General features: G+C 58.7%; 16 protein-coding genes. 9 read left to right on the top strand and 7 right to left on the bottom strand.

Features of this window, described 5'->3' with window-relative positions; all coding sequences use genetic code 11:
• Positions 1-193: 193 nt before the first annotated feature.
• Together QMK51_RS13925 and QMK51_RS13920 are read left to right on the top strand one after the other, a co-directional pair.
• Positions 194-757, top strand: coding sequence for a TetR/AcrR family transcriptional regulator (locus tag QMK51_RS13925; protein WP_258700525.1), 564 nt, complete (start codon positions 194-196; stop codon positions 755-757).
• 56 nt (positions 758-813) lie between these two features.
• Complete coding sequence (locus QMK51_RS13920) at positions 814-1,290, top strand: nuclear transport factor 2 family protein (protein ID WP_258700524.1); 477 nt, start codon at positions 814-816, stop codon at positions 1,288-1,290.
• A 57-nt stretch (positions 1,291-1,347) separates the two neighbouring features.
• On the opposite strand, the gene sfnG is transcribed toward QMK51_RS13920, so the two are convergent.
• A complete protein-coding gene (gene sfnG / locus QMK51_RS13915; protein ID WP_258700523.1) occupies positions 1,348-2,448 on the bottom strand; it encodes a dimethylsulfone monooxygenase SfnG in 1,101 nt (366 codons plus the stop codon).
• Positions 2,449-2,786: 338 nt separating this feature from the next.
• Here sfnG and QMK51_RS13910 point away from each other — a divergent pair, with 338 nt between their 5' ends.
• Positions 2,787-4,025 (top strand): acyl-CoA dehydrogenase family protein, encoded by a 1,239-nt coding sequence (locus QMK51_RS13910; RefSeq protein ID WP_320394448.1) that lies wholly within the window; start codon positions 2,787-2,789, stop codon positions 4,023-4,025.
• A 190-nt stretch (positions 4,026-4,215) separates the two neighbouring features.
• Entirely contained in the window at positions 4,216-4,995 is a 780-nt protein-coding gene (locus QMK51_RS13905; RefSeq protein WP_320394447.1) for a TSUP family transporter, read from the top strand.
• On the opposite strand, the gene nudC is transcribed toward QMK51_RS13905, so the two are convergent.
• Complete coding sequence (gene nudC, locus QMK51_RS13900) at positions 4,963-5,793, bottom strand: NAD(+) diphosphatase (RefSeq protein ID WP_320394446.1); 831 nt, start codon at positions 5,791-5,793, stop codon at positions 4,963-4,965. The two genes, QMK51_RS13905 and nudC, sit on opposite strands and share 33 nt — an antisense overlap.
• A gap of 6 nt (positions 5,794-5,799) precedes the next feature.
• Entirely contained in the window at positions 5,800-6,612 is an 813-nt protein-coding gene (locus tag QMK51_RS13895) for a crotonase/enoyl-CoA hydratase family protein (protein ID WP_320394445.1), read from the bottom strand.
• A gap of 295 nt (positions 6,613-6,907) precedes the next feature.
• Here QMK51_RS13895 and pncA point away from each other — a divergent pair, with 295 nt between their 5' ends.
• Entirely contained in the window at positions 6,908-7,537 is a 630-nt protein-coding gene (gene pncA / locus QMK51_RS13890) for a bifunctional nicotinamidase/pyrazinamidase (protein WP_258700518.1), read from the top strand.
• Positions 7,538-7,672: 135 nt separating this feature from the next.
• On the opposite strand, the gene QMK51_RS13885 is transcribed toward pncA, so the two are convergent.
• A complete protein-coding gene (locus QMK51_RS13885) occupies positions 7,673-8,974 on the bottom strand; it encodes an ATP-binding protein (RefSeq protein WP_258700517.1) in 1,302 nt (433 codons plus the stop codon).
• A gap of 4 nt (positions 8,975-8,978) precedes the next feature.
• Positions 8,979-9,680, bottom strand: a complete 702-nt coding sequence (locus tag QMK51_RS13880) for a response regulator transcription factor (RefSeq protein ID WP_320394444.1) — start codon at positions 9,678-9,680, stop codon at positions 8,979-8,981.
• Positions 9,681-9,974: 294 nt separating this feature from the next.
• Between QMK51_RS13880 and QMK51_RS13875 the strand changes: the two genes are divergently transcribed.
• The 3 genes from QMK51_RS13875 (at position 9,975) to QMK51_RS13865 (ending at position 15,078) form a co-directional block, all read left to right on the top strand.
• Complete coding sequence (locus QMK51_RS13875; protein ID WP_320394443.1) at positions 9,975-11,132, top strand: efflux RND transporter periplasmic adaptor subunit; 1,158 nt, start codon at positions 9,975-9,977, stop codon at positions 11,130-11,132.
• A gap of 14 nt (positions 11,133-11,146) precedes the next feature.
• Positions 11,147-14,245, top strand: coding sequence for an efflux RND transporter permease subunit (locus QMK51_RS13870; protein ID WP_320394442.1), 3,099 nt, complete (start codon positions 11,147-11,149; stop codon positions 14,243-14,245).
• Positions 14,246-14,436: 191 nt separating this feature from the next.
• Complete coding sequence (locus tag QMK51_RS13865) at positions 14,437-15,078, top strand: DUF1345 domain-containing protein (protein WP_258700513.1); 642 nt, start codon at positions 14,437-14,439, stop codon at positions 15,076-15,078.
• 100 nt (positions 15,079-15,178) lie between these two features.
• Here the strand turns inward: QMK51_RS13865 and QMK51_RS13860 are convergent, their stop codons facing one another.
• Entirely contained in the window at positions 15,179-17,716 is a 2,538-nt protein-coding gene (locus tag QMK51_RS13860) for an autotransporter outer membrane beta-barrel domain-containing protein (RefSeq protein WP_320394517.1), read from the bottom strand.
• Between the two features lie 239 nt (positions 17,717-17,955).
• Positions 17,956-20,802, bottom strand: a complete 2,847-nt coding sequence (locus QMK51_RS13855) for a hypothetical protein (RefSeq protein ID WP_320394441.1) — start codon at positions 20,800-20,802, stop codon at positions 17,956-17,958.
• 258 nt (positions 20,803-21,060) lie between these two features.
• On the opposite strand from QMK51_RS13855, the gene QMK51_RS13850 reads away from it, so the two are divergent.
• On the top strand, positions 21,061-22,086 hold the full coding sequence (locus tag QMK51_RS13850; protein WP_320394440.1) for a LacI family DNA-binding transcriptional regulator: 1,026 nt from the start codon (positions 21,061-21,063) through the stop codon (positions 22,084-22,086).
• Positions 22,087-22,128 lie beyond the last annotated feature (42 nt).

Raw genomic sequence — 22,128 nt, 5'->3', positions numbered from 1 at the left:
AAGAGCCTGAGAGCTTACACCATGGATTGCCTTGGGTCTTGTTAGTGTCTGTAAAGCCCCCCTTCGCGAGCAGGCTCGCTCCCACAGGGGAATGCATTTCAAATGTGGGAACGAGCCTGCTCGCGACGGCAACTTCACGGTCACCACAAATAATTTCTTGACCAAGAAGAACGATCATTCTACTGTTGGCCACATGAACGAAATCACTAGCAACGACACACGCGACATCATTCTGGATGTCACCGAAAAGTTGATCTACAAAAGTGGCATCGCTGCCACCGGCATGGATCTTCTGGTGAAAACCGCCGGCGTCTCCAGAAAAAGTATTTACCGCTACTTCGCCAACAAGGAGGAGCTTGTCGTCGCGGCCCTGCAACGCCGTGATGTGCGCTGGATGCACTGGTATCGGAGCGAAGTCGGCAAGGCGCAAACCCCGGCCGAGCGGCTCCTCAACCTGTTTACCGTGCTCAAGGCCTGGTTCGCCTCAGAGGGCTTTCGTGGCTGCGCATTCATCAACACCAGCGGCGAAACCGGCGACCCGCAAGACCCGGTTCGCCTGGTCGCCAAAGACCACAAACAGAAGCTGCTCGACTACGTGCGCGAGCTCTGTACCGAACATGGCGCCACAGACCCGCAGACGCTGGCCAAGCAGCTGCTGATCCTGATCGACGGTGCCATTACCGTAGCGCTTGTGATGGGTGATCACAGTGCCGCCGATAATGCGCAATGCATGGCGCGAAAGTTATTGGACCTGTAACACTTCTGATAAGCCCGACAACGTGTTTGAACGTTAATTTGATAGGGAGACTTTATATGTCTACTGCCGAAGTTCGTCCGCCATTGCCGCCGTTTACCCGTGAATCCGCTATCGAAAAAGTTCGCCTGGCCGAAGACGGCTGGAACTCCCGCGACCCGGAACGGGTGTCCCTGGCCTACACCCTGGACACCCAGTGGCGTAACCGCGCCGAATTCGCCCACAACCGCGAAGAAGCCAAAGCTTTCCTGACCCGCAAATGGGCCAAGGAACTGGACTACCGGCTGATCAAGGAACTCTGGGCCCATGGCGACAACCGGATCGCCGTGCGTTATGCCTACGAATGGCACGACGACTCGGGCAACTGGTTCCGTTCCTACGGCAACGAGAACTGGGAGTTCGACGAGAACGGCTTGATGTACAACCGTTATGCCTGCATCAACGACATGCCGATCAAGGAAAGCGACCGCAAGTTCCACTGGCCGCTGGGCCGTCGGCCGGATGATCACCCGGGCTTGTCCGACCTGGGCCTGTAACCTCACCGAGATCCATGTGGGAGCGGGCAAGCCCGGCTCCCACAGGTCTTATGGTGTTTAGGCGACCGCGGTCTGATGCTTGATAGCCACTTTGGCCTCCAGCTCTCGCACCAGTGGCAACACCCGCTTCCCGAAGTATTCCACCTCTTCCTGAAAGTGCAGAAACCCCGCCAGCACCAAATCCACGCCCACCGCTTTCAACGCGACGATCCGCTCGGCAATCTGTTGTGGTGTGCCGATCAGGTTGGTCTTGAAGCCATCGTTGTACTGCACCAGATCCTCAAAGGTCGATTTGGCCCAGTTGCCCTCGCCCTCGGGCGACGCCCTTCCCGCCTGCTTCGCCGCATCGCCAAAGGCATTCACCGCTTCCGGGTCGGCCTGGTCGATGATCTGCGCCAGCACCGCCCGTGCTTCTTCTTCGGTGTCGCGAGCGATGACGAAAGCATTCACCCCGACCTTCACCGCGTGATTATTCGCGGATGCTTTCGTGCGAATGTCGTCGACCTGGGCCTTGATGCCCTCGGGGGTGTTGCCGTTGGTGAAGTACCAGTCCGAAACCCGCGCCGCCATGTCCCGTGCCGCCCGGGAACTGCCGCCCTGAAAGACTTCCGGCTGGCCCAGCGGCTTGGGTTTGAGGCTGTAGTTGTCGAAGCGGTAGAAGTCACCGCGAAAGGTGAAATTGTCCTGGGTCCAGATACCCTTGAGCGCGCGAATGAATTCTTCGGAGCGGCGATAACGTTCGTCGTGCTCCAGCCAGTGTTCACCGATGGCTTGAAACTCGCCCTTGAACCAGCCGCTGACAATGTTCACCGCCACCCGGCCGTTGGTGAGCTGATCGATGGTCGCCAGTTGCTTGGCCGCCAGCGCCGGCTGCCATGGCCCCGGCAGGATCGCCGCGATGACTTTCAGTTTGTTGGTCGCGGCCAGCAGCGCATGGCTGAAGGCAACGGATTCGTGTTGAAACTCGGCGCCATAACCGGCAGTGAAACGAATCTGGGTCAGCGCATATTCGAACCCGGCCTCTTCGGCCAGTTGCGCCAGTTTGCGGTTGTAATCGATGCCCCAGTGGGTGCGCTGCTCGATCTTGCTGACCACCAGCCCGCCGCTGACGTTCGGCACCCAGTAGGCAAATTTGACGGCTTGCTGACTCATTGACATGTCCTCGGGTTTTCAGGGAAGTCCTTAGCCAGAGCAGCAACCGTGCCAGCGCTGTGACACGACCGCCTTAAGCCAAGTGAAATACTTGTGGGAGCGAGCCTGCTCGCGAAAGCGCTGTCTCAGCCAACATCCATGCTGAGTCTGATGGCCCCTTCGCGAGCAGGCTCGCTCCCACAGGAATTCGGTTGTAGCTGAAGCAATTTGCTGATGCACTGTTGGTACGGCAACAGTTGCAGTGGGGATAACCCACATACCAACCCGCAATGACAGGACTATGAATGTCGGCATGGACCGTGCAATCCCCTATGACACTCACTGCCGTTCCAAGGAGCTGTCCCATGACCGAACACCAAATAATCAACCCGCTGTCCATTGGCACTGACTACGAAGCGCTGGCCGCGCGATTCCGGCCGATCTTCCAGCGCATCGCCGCCGGTGCCGTTGAGCGCGAACAGACCCGCAGCCTGCCTTACGAGCCGATTCAATGGCTCAAGGAGGCTGGCTTCGGCGCCGTGCGGGTGCCGGTTGAATACGGCGGTGGCGGCGCGTCCCTGCCGCAATTGTTCGAGCTGCTGATCGAACTGGCCGAAGCCGATTCCAACGTGCCCCAGGCCCTGCGCGGGCATTTCGCCTTTGTCGAGGACCGCTTGAACTCACCGCCGGGGCCGGGCCGGGATCTGTGGTTCAAACGCTTTGTCGACGGTGACATCGTCGGCAATGCCTGGACCGAGATCGGCACCGTGGCGATCGGCGATGTGATCACCAAAGTCTCGCCCCACGGCGATCAGTGGCGGCTCAACGGTGAAAAGTTCTACAGCACTGGCAGCCTTTTCTCCGACTGGATCGACGTCTATGCCCAGCGCAGCGATACCGGCGGCGATGTGATTGCCGCCGTCCGCACACGCCAGCCGGGGATTGTGCAGAGCGATGACTGGGACGGCTTCGGCCAACGCACCACCGGCAGCGGCACTTCGCGGTTTATCGAGGCCGAGGTGGACGCCGAGAACATCATCGACTTCGCCACCCGCTTCAAATACCAGACGGCGTTTTATCAATTGGTGCTGCTGGCGGCCCTGGCCGGGATTGGCCGCGCCGCGTTACGTGATGTGGCTTATCAGGTGCGCGAGCGCAAGCGCATCTACAGCCATGGCAATGCACAGCGGGTCAGCGAGGATTCACAAGTGCAGCAGGTTGTCGGTGAAGTGGCGGCGTGGGTGTATGCCGCCGAAGCCAGTGCCCTGAAAGCTGCGCAACCGGCGCAGCGGGCTTATCTGGCGCGGTTCTCGGGGGATGAAGCGCAGGAACGGGCGGCGAATGTGGCGGCGGAAATCGAATCGGCCAGGGCTCAGGTGGTGGTCGCGGAATTGATCCAGCGGGCGACCACGGCGCTGTTCAATGCACTCGGGGCTTCGGATGTGCGCGAAGGCAAATCGCTGGATCGGCATTGGCGCAATGCGCGAACCGTGTCGTCGCACAATCCGCTGATCTACAAGGCACGGATTGTCGGGGACTGGGCGATTAACGGGACTGAACCGCCGTTTGTGTGGCAGATCGGCAATGGGCTCGACCGAAAGTGATGTAGCGCCTACCAGTAAGCCATCGCGAGCAGGCTCGCTCCCACATTGATCTGTGCTATGTAAGAGATCCCCTGTGGGAGCGAGCCTGCTCGCGATGATGGCAGACCGGTCGCCGCAGAAGTTGGATATGGGTAAGATACCGCCCCTTCCCCGCAGCCCTCTTCTGCGACCTGCCGAATAAGCCCATTCCATGCCCTTCGAACTCAGTGTTGACCTCACTACCCTGGCCGTTCTGGCTCTCGTCGCTTTCATTGCCGGTTTCATCGACGCCATCGCTGGCGGTGGCGGTCTGTTGACCACCCCGGCGCTGCTGACTGCCGGCCTGCCGCCGCACCTGGTGCTGGGCACCAACAAACTCAGTTCGACCTTTGGCTCGGCCACGGCCAGTTTCACCTTCTACCGGCGCAAGCTGTTCCATCCACGGCAATGGATGCACGCCATCATCGGCACGCTAATCGGTGCACTCACCGGTGCCATCGTCGCTCATTACCTGCCGGCGCAATGGCTGAACAAGATGCTGCCGGTGATCGTTTTCGCCTGCGGCCTGTACCTGCTGTTCGGTGGCACGCCGAAAGCGCCGCTGGACAGCGACGCACCCATCAAGAAAAAGTGGCAATCGACCCAAGGCTTCAGCCTCGGCTTCTATGACGGCGTGGCCGGCCCGGGAACGGGGGCGTTCTGGACCGTCAGCAGCCTGTTGCTCTACCCCATCGACCTGGTCAAGGCCAGCGGCGTGGCGCGCAGCATGAACTTCGTCAGCAACATCGCGGCGCTGTCGGTGTTCATCTTGTCAGGCCAGGTGGACTGGATCATCGGCCTGAGCATGGGCCTGTCGGTGATGGTCGGCGCCTTCTTCGGCGCGCGCACCGCCATCAGCGGCGGTGCGAAATTCATTCGCCCGGTGTTCATCACCGTGGTGCTCGGCCTGACCGTGCGCTTAGCCTGGCAGCACTGGTTCAGCGTGACCTAAGCGCCGCGCCACGTAAACGTCGATCAGGTAACGGGCAATCGAGCGTGATGCCGGCAACGGCGGCAGTTCGCGTATGTTGAACCACTGGGCGTCTTCGATCTCGTCTTCCTGACAGACAATCTCGCCCCCGGCGTACTCGGCATGAAAGCCGAGCATCATCGAATGCGGGAACGGCCAGCACTGACTGCCCATGTACTGGACGTTCTTGACCTCGATCTGCACCTCTTCGCGAACCTCGCGAATCAGGCAGTCTTCTGCCGACTCACCCGGCTCGGCAAACCCCGCCAACGTACTGTAGACCCCGGTGACAAAGCGTGGCGAACGGGCCAGCAGAACCTCGTCGCCACGGGTCACCAGCACAATCATGCTCGGTGAAATCCGTGGATAGTGGCGTAAATCGCACGGCTCGCAGTACATCGCCCGTTCACGCGGCACCTGGATCATCGCCAGCCCGCAGTTGCCGCAAAAGCGGTGCTCGCGGGCCCAGGTACCGATTTGCGCGGCATAGCCGAGCACCTTGTAGACGGTGTGATCGCCCTCGAGCATGAACGCCCGCAGGCCTTTCCAGTTGCAGCCCGGCACTTCGCTGTGACTGCGCAGCTCCAGCAGGTAGACCGGTTCACCATCGAGGTGCCCGATGCCGTGCTCGGCAAGAATCGACAAGTCCTGACGCTTGAGCCATTCCCGTGGAAACAGCGCGCCATTGTCATCGAACAAAAAACCTTCGGGGCTGCGCGCCACGGCCCAGCCGCCGGGTTGATCGGTGTCCAGTACTGCGGTGGTCCAGCGTAAAGTCATGGTTAATCAATCCAGAAATTCGGGTTTCCGTTTGCTCATATGGGCGGCCATGGCCACGCGCAGATCGGTGGATTGCAGCATGGCGGCGTTCCAGGTGGCGACATATTCAAGGCCGTCGTCGATGCGATGGTCGCGCATGTAGCTGATCATCTCTTTGGTGCCGGTGATGGCAATCGGCGACTTGCCGGCGATTTCACGGGCAATGCCCATCACGCCTTCAAGCAGGCTGGCGGTGTCGCTGTAGACGCGATTGACCAGACCGATGCTGCGCGCTTCATCGGCGCCAAAGGTGCGACCAGTGTAAGCCAGTTCACGCAGCATGCCGTCACCGATGATCCGCGGCAAGCGTTGCAAAGTGCCCACATCGGCCGCCATGCCGATATCGATTTCCTTGATGGAAAATTGTGCGTCCTGGGCCGCGTAACGCATGTCGCACGCCGAAATCAGGTCGATGGCGCCGCCCAGGCAATACCCCTGGATCGCCGCCAGCACCGGTTTGCGACAGTTGTCGACGGCATTGAAGGACGCTTGCAGCGCGAGGATCTTGCGACGCAGCAGGCGCGCGTTGCGGCCCACGTCCTTGCCCAGTTCGTTGGCCACACCGGCCAGCATCATCAGGTCGATGCCGGAAGAAAAATGCTTGCCGGCGCCACTGAGCACCACCACCCGGACTTCGTCGGTATCGTCGACCCACTGGAAAATCTCGATGATCTCGTTCCAGAACGCGGCGTTCATCGAATTGATTTTTTCCGGACGGTTGATCTGCACATGGGCGATGTTATCGGCCAGTTCGACGCTGAAGGCGGTGTACTGAGACATGGCAGTGATCCTTTACCCGGCAGAAAATGAGGCCCGAACTATAACAAGGCATCCGTGCCGGCAGTAAGGCAGCGGTTCGGCCAAATGCGGGACTGGCCTGAGTTCCATGGTGTCCGTGCCGGCCCTATCGCGAGCAGGCTCGCTCCCACATTGGATCTGCGGCGTTCACACATCCCCTGTGGGAGCGAGCCTGCTCGCGATTGGCCGCACCACCGAAATTATTGCGAAGCCGGCTTAGCGCATGAGCGAAATTGTCACTACGCTTGCGCCTGACTTTCCAAGGAGGAACCTACCCATGCCAATTTCTTCACGCGCGGCCTTGCTGGTCATCGACGTCCAGAACGACTTCATTCCCGGCGGTCAACTACCGGTGCCGGAAGGTGACCTGATTGTGCCCCTGATCAACCGTCTCGGCCGTCAATTCAAGCAGGTCATCATTGCCCAGGACTGGCACCCACCGGGCCATGCCTCGTTCGCGTCCAGCCATCCGGGGCGCAAGCCTTACGATGTGATTCAGTTGCCTTACGGCGAGCAGACACTCTGGCCTGAGCATTGCGTGCGAGCCACGCCCGGCGCCGAATTCCATGTGGAACTGGACCTGCCCCACGCCCAATTGATCATCCGCAAGGGTTGCAACCCGGACATCGACAGCTATTCGGCGTTTCTGGAGGCGGATCGAACCACGACCACCGGCCTGGCCGGGTATCTGAAAGAGCGCGGCATCGACACGGTTTACATGGTCGGGCTGGCACTGGATTTCTGCGTGATGTTCTCCGCACTGGATGCGCGGGCGGCGGGGTTCAATGCGTTTGTGGTGCTGGATGCTTGTCGGGCGATTGATCTGGAAGGCTCGCTGGCGGCGGCGATTGAGCGGATGCAGGTGGCGGGGGTCGGGTTGATTGAGTCAACCGAACTACTCGACTGAACACTCAAAAAACTGTGGCTGGTGATGCCTTGTGGCGAGGGGGCTTGCCCCCCGTTGCCCCCCTGCATGGCGACTTACACCGCTCCTACATTTGGATCGAGTAAAACCCGCAAAGGAGTGACTCCAGGACAGGCGTTAAACCGATGTCGGCAACCAAAGTCGGAACCGCGCCCCACCCTGGGGCGACGCTTGCGCGGTGAGCGTTCCACCCTGCGCTTCCAGCGCCCGGCGGCTGATCGCCAAACCCAGCCCAAACCCGCCAGTGGCTCGATCCCGACTGCGATCCAGGCGATAGAACGGCTCGAAAATCCGCTCGCGCTCTTCTTCCGGAATGCCGATGCCGTCGTCGTCCACCCAGATCTCACACCCCTTGGGGCACACCTGCACACCGATCTGAATCCGTTTTTCGCAATAGCGCATGGCGTTGCGCAGCAGGTTCTGGATCGCCCGGGCGGTCAATCGCGGGTCCAGCGAGAAGCGTTCGAGCTGGCCATGAAGCAGCACATCGATGACGATTTGCGGTGAGTCGAGCTCTTCATCGACGCTGCCCAGAATGCTGTCGATGAATTCATCCAGCGACACCTCGACCTGCTCCGGCAAGCTCGCCGGGTTTTGCAATCGGCTGTAAGACAGCAGTTCCAGCACCAACTCATCCAGTTCGCGAATGTGTGCGACCAGACCTTGCAGACGTTCGCGGCTGGTGGCTGGCAAGTCGTCGGACAGCGCCAGGGCCAGGCCGAAATCCAGCCGCGTCAACGGCGTGCGCAGTTCGTGGGACACCGCATTGAGCAGATCGCGCTGCTGGTTGAGCAGGTTTTCGATATCGCCGGCCATGGTGTCGAAGACGTTGGCCAGGCTGCCGATGTTGGAACTCGGGGAAATCTGCGTGCGCTCACTCAAGTGGCCCTTGCCGAAGCGTTCGGCGGTGCCTTTGAGGCGCTCCAGGTCGCGCCAGTGCGGGCGCAGCCACAGCAACAGACAGGCCAGCATGGTCGCGCCGATCAGCACGTTGATGCTCCAGTACAACCAACTGACGTCCGTCGGGTCCGGCGGTACGACCATTTCCACCACCATCCGCTCGTTCAATGGCGCCACAGCCAGGGTGCGCCAGCCCCAGTCGCCGATGCGCACAATATTCTCACCGCGCTGCAAGCGTTCACGTTCGTCCGGAGTGAATTCGGCGTCGTCGTTGCGGGCCAGCACGATGTGCAGCGGCTGGAACTCCTTGTCCATCTCCGCCGTCAGCGCTGGCCACTGTTCGACAGGCACCGCGCGAAACTGCTTGACGATCAGCGTTTGCAAACCTCGGGAGTAATCGAGGTTGTAGGTGACAAAACGCTCATGGAAAACCTGGATCACCAGGTCCGGCACCAGGTAGATCGCCGCGCTGAACGAGACGATGGTCACCAGATAGAGACGAAACAGGATTCTGAACATGGGTTCAGCATTCCCACTCGGAGCGGCTGAACAGATAGCCCTTGCCCCACACGGTTTTGATCTTGCGCGCCTCGCCGGCGTGGTCGTCGAACTTGCGTCGCAGCTTGGAGATGGCCACGTCCACCGAGCGGTCGGTGCCGTTGAATTCAATACCGCGCAGGCGTTGCAGAATCTGGTCGCGGCTCAGCACTTCGCCGGCATGCCGGGCCAGCACCACCAGCAGGTTGTATTCACCGCTGGACAGTTCCACCGGCTGTTCGCGCCAGGTCACGGTGCGCTCGGACAAGTCGATGCACAGGTTGCCCATAAGGATGCGGTCGTTGGCGGTCAGCGGCTCACTGAGGCTGCTGCGGCGCAGCAAGGTCCGCACCCGGGCCAGCAACACCCGTGGTTCGCAGGGTTTGGTGACATAGTCGTCAGCGCCCATTTCCAGGCCTAGCACCTGATCGTGGCTATCGTCGCGGGCGGTGAGCATCAGGATCGGCAAGGTCGCCGAATCGGCCCGCAACAAGCGGCAGACTTGCAAGCCGTCGAGCCCCGGCAGCATCAGATCGAGGATCACCAGGTCCGGCGGATTGATCCGCGCCCGTTCGCGCACGTGATCGCCACGGCTGATCACGTTGACCGAATAGCCATTGCGTTCCAGGTAGCTGGAAATCAGTTCGGAAAGCGCGGTGTCGTCTTCGACCAGGAGAATGTTGGGCATGGGTGTTTCCAGAAAGTGCAGTGGCGCCGGATAAACCGTCATCGCGAGCAGGCTCGCTCCCACAAGGGATTTCATGTGGACACAAACTCTGTGAACACTACCGGACCACTGTGGGAGCGAGCCTGCTCGCGATAGCGATTTACCAGGCGCAAAGGAATCAAGCCGCCAAGGATATACGCCCTCACACGCACCTGAGCAAAACCCTTACACAATTTCACACAGCGCCTACAAAGCTTCACCGCTACCCTCGCCGGCCCCCCGTAGGATAAGGGCGGTCATTATTGGGGTATTTCCATGTCAAAGAATCTGCTTGCCCGGCTCAGCCTGATTGCACTGGCGCTGACGCTGAGCGCTTGTGACCAGCCCTCGATCGCCGAAGAACAGGCCCCGCTTGCCACAGTGCGCATCGAAACCATCGAAGCCCGCCCCTTGTCGATCAGCAGCGAGTTGAGCGGTCGAATTGCCGCGCCGCGCATCGCCGAAATCCGCGCCCGTGTCGCCGGCGTGGTGTTGCAACGTTCCTTTCGCGAAGGCAGCGACGTAAAAAAAGGCGACGTTCTATTCCGTATCGACCCGGCACCGTTCAAGGCCGACCTGGACAGCGCCGAAGCCGCGCTGCGCAAGGCCGAGGCCAATGCGTTCCAGGCCAGATTGCAAGAGCAGCGCTACGCCCAGTTGATCGAAGGCAACGCCATCAGCGCTCAGGACTACGACAACGCCCGAGCCAATGCCCGCCAGACCGCCGCCGATGTCGCCGCCAACAAAGCCGCCGTGGAACGGGCGAAGCTGAACCTGGGTTACGCCACCGTCACGGCGCCGATTTCCGGGCGCATCGGCCGAGCGCTGGTGACCGAAGGCGCGCTGGTCGGGCAGAACGAAACCACGCCACTGGCACTGATTCAACAATTGAACCCGATCCACGCCGACCTGACGCAATCGACCCGTGAACTCAACGACCTGCGCCGCGCGTTCCGCTCCGGCCAGTTAAAGGAAGTGGGCCAAGGTCAGGCCAAAGCCACGCTGATCCAGGACGACGGCAGCCTCTATCCATTGCCGGGCAAGTTGTTGTTCACCGACATCACTGTCGACCCGGGCACCGGTCAGATCATTCTGCGCAGCGAATTCCCCAACCCCGACCTCGACCTGCTGCCAGGCAGCTTCGTTCGCGTGCGTCTGGAGCAAGCATTCAATCAGCAAGGCATCAGCGTGCCGCAACGGGCCATCCAGCGTGACAGCGCCGGCGTTGCCCAAGTGCTGTTGCTCGACGCCGAACAGCGGATCGCCCAGCAACCGGTAGAACTGGGCGCGGTGCAGAACGATCGCTGGATCGTCACCGGCGGTCTCAAACCCGGCGACCGCATCGTCACTGAAGGCCTGCAACATGCGCGCCCCGGTGAAAAAGTCCAGATCGACGACACCCCTCTTCCACTTGCCCAGGTTTCTGGTCAGTAAGCAGGACGCTTTTTATGCCGCAGTTCTTTATCGACCGCCCGGTATTCGCCTGGGTGGTCGCCCTGTTCATCCTGCTGGCGGGTGCGTTGTCCATTACGCAGTTGCCGGTGGCGCAGTACCCCGATGTGGCACCGCCGAAAGTCGAAATTTCCGCCACGTACCCGGGCGCTTCGGCGCAGACCGTGGACGAAAGCGTGGTCAGCCTGATCGAGGAAGAACTCAACGGCGCCGACCACCTGCTGTATTTCGAATCCCAGAGCAGCCTCGGTAGCGCCACCATCACCGCGACGTTCCAGCCGGGAACCAATCCGGAGATGGCGCAGGTCGATGTGCAAAACCGCCTCAAAGCGGTCGAGTCACGTTTACCGCAAGCCGTCACCCAGCAGGGCTTGCAGGTGGAGAAAGTCTCCGCCGGTTTCCTGTTGCTGATCACCCTCACTTCCAGCGACGGCAAGCTCGACGATGTAGCGCTCAGCGACTATCTGGCGCGCAACGTGATGAACGAGATCAAGCGTCTGGACGGCGTTGGCAAGGCCCAGTTGTACGGTGCCGAACGGGCGATGCGGATCTGGATCGATCCGCAGAAGCTGATCGGCTTCAACCTGACCCCGGCTGACGTCAACGCCGCCATCGTTGCGCAAAATGCTCAGGTTTCCGCCGGCAGCATCGGCGACTTGCCGACCCGCACCACGCAGGAAATCACCGCGACCATTCTGGTCAAAGGCCAGTTGTCGACACCTGAAGAGTTCGCCGACATCGTGCTCAAGGCCAATCCTGACGGCTCCACCGTGCGCATCGGCGATGTGGCGCGGGTCGAGATCGGCAGTCAGGAATACCAGTTCTCCACGCGGCTGAACGGCAAACCGTCCACCGCCGTCAGCGTGCAACTGTCGCCGGGCGCCAATGCCCTGAGCACTGCAACGCTGGTGCGGGCGAAGATGGATGAGCTGGCGCGCTACTTCCCGGCCGGCGTCGAATACAAGATCCCGTATGACACCTCGCCCTTCGTCAAAGTCTCGATCACCAAAGTGGTCTATACCCTCGGCGAGGCAATGGTGCTGGTGTTTGCGGTGATGTTCCTGTTCCTGCAAAACATCCGCTACACGCTGATTCCGACGCTGGTGGTGCCGGTGGCGCTCATGGGGACTTTCGCGACCATGCTCGCGCTGGGCTTCTCGATCAACGTGCTGACCATGTTCGGCATGGTGCTGGCCATCGGCATTCTGGTGGATGACGCGATTGTGGTGGTGGAGAACGTCGAACGGATCATGGCCACCGAAGGCCTGTCGCCCAAGGACGCGACGCGCAAGGCGATGAAGCAGATCACCGGCGCGATCATCGGCATCACCCTGGTGCTGGTGGCGGTGTTCATTCCGATGGCGTTCATGCAGGGCTCGGTCGGGGTGATTTACCAACAGTTCTCGCTGTCGATGGCCACGTCGATCCTGTTCTCGGCGTTCCTCGCCCTGACCTTGACCCCGGCACTGTGCGCAACGCTGCTCAAACCGATTGCCAAGGGCGAGCATCACGCCAAGGGCGGCTTCTTCGGCTGGTTCAACCGGCGCTTTGAACAACTGACCGAGCGTTATCAGGGCTGGGTCGCCTATGCGTTGAAGCGTACCGGTCGTTACCTGTTGATCTACGGCGTGCTGCTGGTCGGTCTGGGCTTGTGTTTCAGTCGCCTGCCCTCTTCGTTCCTGCCGGTGGAAGACCAGGGTTACACCATCACCGACATTCAACTGCCACCGGGCGCGAGCAAGAACCGCACAATTAATGTGGTGGAGCAGATCGAAGCCCACAATGCCACCGAGCCGGGCGTCGGCGACAGCACGGTGATTCTCGGTTTCAGCTTCTCCGGCAGCGGGCAGAACGCCGCGTTGGCGTTCACCACGCTCAAGGATTGGTCGGATCGGGGCAGCGACGACTCGGCGAGTTCGATTGCCGACCGGGCCAACATGGCTCTAAGCCAGATCAAGGACGCCGTGGCCTTTGCAGTGCTGCCACCGCCGGTCGATGGCCTTGGCACGTCCAGCGGTTTCGAGTTCCGCTTGCAAGACCGTGGTGGCCTCGGCCATGCCACGCTGATGCAGGCGCGCAGCCAGTTGTTGGCCGCCGCCGAGAAGAGCCCGATCTTGATGAACGTGCGCGAAAGCGCCCTGGCCGAAGCGCCACAGGTGCAACTGGAAGTCGACCGCAAGCAAGCCAACGCGTTGGGCATTTCCTTTGCCGACATCGGCAACGTGCTGTCCACCGCTGTGGGTTCGGCCTACATCAACGACTTCCCCAACCAGGGGCGGATGCAACGGGTGGTGGTCCAGGCCGAAGGCGATCAACGCAGTCAGGTGGCCGATCTACTGAAGATTCATGTGCGCAATAACGCTGAGAAAATGGTGCCGTTGTCGGCCTTCGTCCGGGCCAACTGGACCCAGGGCCCGGCGCAGTTGACCCGTTACAACGGCTACCCGGCCATCAGCATTTCCGGTGAACCGGCACCCGGTTACAGCACCGGCGAAGCCATGGCGGAAATCGAACGGCTGGTGGCGCAAGGCCCGGCGGGGTTGGGTCAGGAATGGACCGGGTTGTCGTTGCAGGAACGCTTGTCCGGCAGCCAGGCACCGGTTCTGCTCGGGCTGTCGCTGCTGATCGTGTTCCTGTGCCTGGCGGCGCTGTACGAGAGTTGGTCGATTCCGACATCGGTGCTGCTGGTGGTGCCGCTGGGGGTACTCGGTGCCGTGTTGGCCGTGACCCTGCGCGGGATGCCCAACGATGTGTTCTTCAAGGTCGGGCTGATCACCATCATCGGCCTGTCGGCGAAGAACGCGATCCTGATCATCGAGTTCGCCAAAAGCCTGTACGACGAAGGCCACGACCTGATCGACGCCACCCTGCAAGCTGCGCGCCTGCGGTTGCGGCCGATTGTCATGACGTCGCTGGCGTTCATCCTTGGCGTGGTGCCGCTGGCCATCGCCACCGGGGCCAGTTCGGCCAGCCAGCAAGCCATCGGCACCGGGGTGATCGGCGGGATGATCACCGCAACCCTGGCGGTGGTGTTTGTGCCGGTGTTTTTTGTGGTGGTAATGAAGCTGGTGCGCAAACGCCATAAAAACACCTGACCAAACACTCATCAACTGTGGGAGCGGTCTTGCTCGCGAGGGCGGCGTCTCAGTCAATGTCAATGTTGAATGTGACGGCCCTTTCGCGAGCAAGCCCACTCCCACATTCGATCTCATTGGATTCAGCTTTGTGGTCACAACAGACTGCGCTGGGCTATGGTGTTTGCAAAGCCCAGACGCATCGAGCCTCCATGCCCCTACTCGCCCGCACCCACCCTCGCCTGTCCGCCGCTGCCACGTTCGGTATCGCGGTGGGCATTCTGGCGCCAGCCGATTCGATCCTCGGCAAAATCCTCATCGGCTGGAACGCCGGGGTCTGGACGTATCTGGTGCTGATCGTCTGGCTGACGATGCGCTCCAAAGCCGATGACGTGAAACGCATTGCCGAAGTCGAGGACGAAAACGCCGGGCTGGTGCTGTTCACCGTGAGCATGGCTGCACTGGCCAGCCTCGCCGCCATCACCCTCCAACTGGCGGACAGCAAGGATCTGGACACTTATCACCGGCTGTTGCACTACGGCTTCACCGGGTTGACGGTGATCGGCTCATGGTTGCTGATCGGGGTGATTTTCAGCCTGCATTACGCGCGGCTGTTCTACACCTGGGAAGGCAAGGAGCCTGCACTGCGGTTTGCCGAGGGGCAGTTGAAGCCCGATTATTGGGATTTCTTGTACTTCTCGTTCACCATCGGCGTGGCCGTGCAAACGGCGGACGTAGGTGTGGCCACCCGCGACTTGCGCAAAATCGTGCTGGCGCAGTCGTTGATCGGTTTCCTGTTCAACACGGCGATTCTCGGGTTTTCGATCAATATCGCGGCGGGCCTGTTTGGCTGATGGCTGCCACTGGCGTGATCTCGACTCAATCAGAAAGCAAAAAAAATGCCCCACTATTGTCGGGGGCATTTTTTAGGTCATTTCATAGAAACACCGTTCATCAGAAGAAATAGCTCACTCTCAAACTACCGCTCCACTCCTGGCTGACAGTGGTGCCTTTACTGCCACCGACCTGGCCGGATACCTGCCAGTTGCGTTGAGCCGGTGTCCATTTCAAACCCGCTCCATACTCGATCGAACTACTGGCGCGGTGATCATCAAATCGGTCGTCATTGATTTTCACCTCATTGGTGTTCACAAACTCATGATTAACCGCCGACGACAGACTGGGTTCCAGCAGGCTGCCATTGTCGAGGGTTATGACACGCCCGCCTCTGACACCCACCTTGCCCTGCAATGAACGCATGGTATCGGCTTTGACTTGCAGGCCATTGTCGAGTCGGTAGCTGTCGCTTTGAGTGGCACCGGCAGCAACCTGGACTTGCGGCTCGACAAAGTAGTTGTCCTCCAGGCGAATATGCTTGCCCACGGCCACCGAACCGCTGGCGCCCAAAGCCTTGTAGTCGCCCTTGGCCCGCGTGCCGTCACTCATGGTGACTTTTGCCTTGTTGTCGAACTGGTTGATCTTGGCCATGACGTTGACGAACACACCACTTTCAACATCGAAGGTACTGCCGTAAACACCGGCATTCAGGCTGTCGACGGTGGCGCTGGATCCGTATTTGAGATCCATGTAGGTACGACTGCTCCCGACAAACCCGCCCAACACCCACGAGCGACCGCCAAGCTCGACCAATGTATCGGCACCGCCGGTGATACCGGTCTGGTTTTGGGTATAGCCATCGCCATAGGCGTTATCGACATTGGTTTGATTGCCGTAAGTACGAACCCAGACACTGTTGCTCAACGCAGTGGTGTTACTGTCGCTGGCCGCGCGAAGCGATGCATCAGGCCGGGCGCTGAGCCCTCGATCACTGATCTGATCATTGAGCATGGCCATTTCGGCATTCGACACACTGCGCGCACTGCCCGCCAGAGCCAGTGCCGTATTACTTGAAGTGCTCACCGTTTCCTTGTCCGGACTCAGGTACAGCCCCTGACCGTCCTTTGCCAGCCGGTATACAAATGTACCCGCGTCCACGGTTTCGCGCGTGCCCAGCGAAAAACTCGCATCGCCGGCGGCGATATTGCCGATTTTCACCGGTTCGGCAGTGGCCGGGGTGGTGCCAGTCGCAGAAATCTGCAATCGATGTTGCCCGCTCGCGTTGCCCGTCACGTTCAGGAAGTCGGTGTTGCCGTTGCCCAAATCGGTGCCCATCACAAAGGTGCCGCTGCCGGAAAGGTCGCCTACGTTCAGTTGCTGGAACTGCTCGTTCGTGCCCATGCGCACCACGCCGTTATTCAGCGCCAGACGTTGCACAGTGCTCTCGCCGGTCAACACCCATTGTGCGGCGTTATTGATATTCAAGTGGGTGGAGTTGTTGATTTGCCCCGTCAGCACCGAGGCATTGTCCAGCACTACGCTGCCATTGGCGTCTGTGAGTACGTCGCCGGTCAAGGTGCTACCGTTGTTCAACGACAAGCTGAAGACGTTGTCGAGGTTGCCGTGGATCACCGATCCATTGTCGAGGCTGACCGTGGCTCCAGTGCCAGCTACCGCTTGCACGTTGCCGTTCAAGGTGCTGCGTGTATCGAGCCGGGTCTGAGTGAAGTTCTGCAAATTGCCGTCAAGGGAAGCCCCATTTTGCATCAGCAGCGCAACCGTGCTGCCGGTATCGGCAACGACGTTGCCGCTCAATGCACTGGCATCTACTTTAAGGTTGGCCGTGGAGCGGTTGCTCGCCTGTAACAACGTACCGTTGCCGGCAATCAACTCGCTACCGCCGAGCACTTCGATATTCGCGACGGTTCCGGCACTGCCGGATGAACCCAATACGATCGCCGAGCCAGTCTCCCCCGTCACGCGGGTACTGTTCAGCGTGACGGTGCTGGCGTTGACACCAGTATTGTCAGTGATGATTTGCAGGCCATCCAGCCCGCCAGAAATGGTGCTGCCCGTCGCAGAGAGTGTTGCGCCGCCCAGTTGGACGCCGTAGCTGGTTGCACGGGTGCCACGAACAGTTGAGTTTTCGAGGTTCAACACCGCAAAACCCACGGCATTCGCGCCCCCAGCAGCGCCGGTGATTACACTATTGCCCGTAACCGTCGCGCTGGACGATGTCGGAGTATTGATGTTACGTCCCAGAAGAAGTCCAAAACTGTTGGTACTGGTGATGGTGCTGTTATCGATAGTGGCAGAGCTGTCACTAAGCGCAATGGCTCCTCTGCCCGATGCGCTGTTCACTGTCGCACCTGTCAGTGCGAGCCTGGAACCCTCACGGCCCTCGATCCGCGCACTTTGACCACCGTCGAAAATGACAGTGGCATTTTGCGAGCTGATCGACAGAGCGCTGGCACCGTTGATCGTTAGTGTCCCACCTTGGGATACCACCCATGCCTCTGGCGCAGGTGGATTGGTAACAGTCGCGCTTTCACCAGGAAGAAGTGTTCTGGCGTGAGCCGCGGGTGTGCCGAGGACAATTGCGGTAAACAAGCATCCTGTAGTTTTGCAATGTTTGAAACTTGATGGTAGGGGCATGAGAACTCCGCACTGCAAACAAATCCGAAAGCGATTTTTCTGACGTAACGAAAAATCGCCCCAAAAAACGTCTGACAGACTAATCAGCAATCTGAAAGTTAGATGTAGGAATATTCCTCGGCCCAGTAGGAATTATCTGCAAATCGATGGGATTTATGGCTTGCTACTTCACAGAAAAATATCGATATCGCGAGAGAAATTAATCTCCCTCGCGATAGACCTCTTTCAATATCTAATTATCAAGGCGTGGCTGGAGGAACAGCCAACCGGTCACAGTACTCACCACTGGAAGTAATCGTGTCCAGCGGCTTGATGATCGGCACCGAAGTTTGCAAACCGCCGATATCGGCTGTGTACCAATACTTGCCAAATGCCTTTGTACCCAGACGCGGCTGAGCTGCCTTGAATACGTCTGCACTGGCAACACTTGCAACGTCAACAGTCCCGGCGGCCTGGATGGTATAAGGTTGGGAATCCTCTGTGTCGGAAATCAAATTATTACCAGCAGCATCACTGTAGGCTGCAAAATGCACCATAATGATTTTCCCTTGCGGCAGATTGACCGGATCCTTGGGGATGGTCACCGCAAGTCGCCAGTTGGTAGTGGCATTGTTCATTGCATAACAATCGATTTGATTCTTGACCGCAGGGTTGCGGATCCTGATGGTCGGCGGCAACAAATCAATTTTCTTGCCATTGACTTTCACGGTCTCGGGCAAGGACTTGATTACGTTCTTGTCAACGCCCGTTTTCTGAATCGTCCAATAGGCTGGAACCGTGGGAGTGGGCAGTCTGGATATAATGTCAGCGCTGATGGGAACACTGAACTCTACCGCGTCAACAAAAGGTGAAAATTCACCCACAAGTTGATTATTCAAATAGCACTTGGCTGTTTCCGCTGACGTAATAGCTGGATCCGTAAGTTTTAGAGTTACTTTGAATTCGCCCGATTGGTCACGATCGCCGGGGAGTAGTTCGTTTGGCGTTTTGGAAGCTCCGGTGACGACGGGCAACACGGCGTCGGGGTTCGTCAAGTCAGGTAAAGCCGGATTGACTCCCCCTGCGTGATCAAATGCCAGCCAGATGTAGGTATCTGGCGAAGAAAACATTTCCCCTCCCCGGGTGAGTTCGAACCAGAGTTTGATTTCTTTGGTCTCGGTCGACGAATCAAAGATTTTTTCAAGTTTATCTTTGTAAGTGAGCTGGAAACTCAAATCCACACTTGCAAGTGGTTGAGTACCAAAGTCCACGAAATTCGTCACATCATTCGGATCCTCGGCATAGACAGTAATCTGATCGCCCGGCTCCGCATTATCAATGGACGCGCGCTCGACAATCGCAAACACATCGTTGGCCACCATGTCGTCCAGATAGATCGGCGTGGTTCGATTCGGATCGGTTTTCGGAACCAAAGGTCCTTTGTTCAGTTTAGGATCCAACGCCAGCCCGAGAGTTAATACGGCAGCTGGAACGGAATTTTCACTAAAGTTCCCAGGCAGGTCTGTCCAATTATAAGAGATCGTGACCCGCCCATTCGGGAGATCGCGCAATACAGTGTTGGGTACCGTGAATTCGCCAGCAGCGTTAACGGTACCGTTGAACACCTCTAGCTTCACACTGCCCGACGTCAGAAAAACACGAAGTTCATCATCAAGACGACGCAATGGATAACCGACAAACACAGTGAATTTTAAATCCGCGTTCGCAGGATCTTTTATCCAGTTTTCGTTGACAAGCCTTTGAGCATCCACCGGGGCATTGACAAAGGTGGGAGCAGGCGTCGGTGGATTCTTTTTGCGTGTCGGATACTTGACCTCAAACGGCGCAGTACGGTCGATGTTGAACGTTACAATGTTCGAAGGGTCGTCGTTACCGGCACTACCTTTGTAAACGACCAACTGCACCTGATAGCCCGTGGGGGTAGCCGGCTGGGATAGCTCTTTGAATTCATCTGTCGGAACCTTAATCTCCATCGCAACCGGATCACGGCCAGCGATCGGCCCAAGCGGAATGAAACCTTTCAGCAGCGCCATGGCGTCGCCTGTTTTTGCAAAGTAAACATCCACTTCATCGAGATCATCCTCCTCGGTGAAACGAGCCAACTTGAAAGTCATCTCTCCCGAATCCAGAACACTGATCGCTATAGACTCATCAGCCAGCTTGTCGACACTAACGGATGTCGCCTGTATACCAATCCATTCCTCACCGATCCTCGGAGGGTTGGCCCTTACTTTCCGTGGTAACTTCTCTTGCGCTGTCATTTCCCTATCTCCTTCATTAAGCCCGGACGGGCCACTTACACTAGGTATTACCCTGTCAATTTTCACTAAGCCCTTTTTTGACTCTGCAATAAGTCGCTTCGCCCTGAACAACTGACATGTAACAACTGCCGAGTCATTATCAAATAGCGTTCTTATGTGCGGCTCAAACGGTACAACTAACGCATATCCGTTTTTTATATCCTGCTCGGACAACAGCCGATCCCACACGCCATAAGCTTCCGGCACCGGTACACCACTGCCATTCAGACTCGGATACCCCTGCCAATAAACCTTAGCCAAATCCCCGGGCAAGGCGACATTAGTAGAAGCGGGCATTGCAACTGTGGCGCCACTTGTCAATGGCGGCTTCGTGTTGTTATTCAGATACCCCCAAGGTGTGGCGTGAGGGAACATCGGCTCTTCCAAAGTTAAAAGCGGTGTGTGATCTATAGTGAGTTGTCTTTCGGGCGAGGGGTCATCATTACCACCCGAACCTTTCCAGACTTTGTAATACACCCACGCAATGCCATCGGTTGCCAAGTGTTGTGACGTCAAATCGAAATATAAAAAAGAAGCGCTCAGCGGTTTTGGATAAAAGACTGTGTAGAGCCTGTTTACCACACCGTTCTGACGCAACATCACCCAGAGTTCATCGTCGTCTTCTGGTTCGCTCCAGTAAGGAATTACGATACGAGTACCGTTACGCAGAATCTCGCGAGAGATATGTCCTTCCTGGTCGGTATCGTCAACGCCCTCCACGGAAATCGGCTTCGCCAGTGGACCGTTGGCAATGTCGCGGTATTGTTTCAACGGCATCGGGGTCATAGTTTTCTCACCGATTGATGTGGATTGCTCGGGTATTGGCTTCGTTGTTTTTTGTTGCTTGGCGGGGAAATTAGACGCTTGTTAGTTAATGTTTCCAACTGTCAGTTCTGACAGGTAGAACGACCGTTTGTCTGTTTTACCCGGTTCCAATCATTGTGTCGGGTTCCATGTCTTGACGATTCGCAGTCATCTGTTGTTATCTGAAACCGGTTTCAGAACCAGGCAAACTCAGTTCCAATAACAAGGTCGACACCCACCGTGAACGATTTCTCCGCCGCCCAACGCAGCCGTGTGACCATGCTCGACGTCGCCGAACACGCCGGGGTCTCCAAGGCCAGCGTCTCGCGCTTCATCGGCGATGACCGCGCCCTGCTCTCCGATGCCATTGCCTTGCGCATCGAACAGGCGATTGCCGAACTGGGCTACCGCCCGAACCAGATGGCCCGCGGCCTGAAACGCGGGCGTACCCGCCTGATCGGCATGCTGGTGGCCGATATCCGTAACCCTTATTCGATTGCCGTGATGCATGGGGTGGAAACCGCCTGCCGTCAGCACGGCTACAGCCTGGTGGTGTGCAACACCGATCGCGATGACGAGCAGGAGCGCCAACACCTGGCGTTGCTGCGCTCGTACAACATCGAAGGCTTGATCGTGAACACCCTCGGCCACCATCGGGATGAGCTGCGCGAACTGCATCGCGAAATGCCCATGGTGCTGGTGGATCGCAAGGTCGAGCAGCTCGATAGCGACCTGGTGGGGCTGGATAATCCGGCTGCCGTCGAGATCGCCATTGCCCACCTTGAGGAACGCGGTTATCGCGATGTGCTGTTGGTGACCGAGCCTTATGACGGCACCAGTTCGCGGATCGAGCGGGTCAGCAGTTTCAAGGCTCAGATTGCGCAGCGCCCGGCGCTCTCAGGCGCGGTGGTCGAAACGGGCAGCGACCTGACCGGCTACTTGAAAACTTTTCTGCAAACCTCTGGCCCTGGCCCGAAAGCGCTGTTCTGCGCCAACGGTATCGCTGCGCTGGCCAGCACCCATTCGTTGCGTGAGTTGAAGTGCAATCTGTTCAAGGATGTCGGGCTGATTGCCCTGGATAATCTGGATTGGTACCCGCTGGTGGGCAGCGGGATTACCGCCCTCGCCCAGCCGACGGCGGAGATTGGCGCGAGTGCGTTTGAGTGTTTGCTCAGGCGCTTGCGAGGTGATGACGGGCCGGTGCGGACTTTGGATTTTCCGGCGCGGTTGATTGTTCGGGGGTCGACCCTGGGGAATCTTCGGTGAATGTTCGGGCCTCTTCGCGGGCAAGCCCGCTCCCACAGGGGA

Origin of the sequence: Pseudomonas sp. P9_31 (genome assembly GCF_034008235.1) — a bacterium.
Taxonomy (GTDB): domain Bacteria; phylum Pseudomonadota; class Gammaproteobacteria; order Pseudomonadales; family Pseudomonadaceae; genus Aquipseudomonas.
The sequence above is the reverse complement of the archived record's forward strand: the minus strand, read 5'-3'. Positions and strand labels throughout refer to the sequence as shown.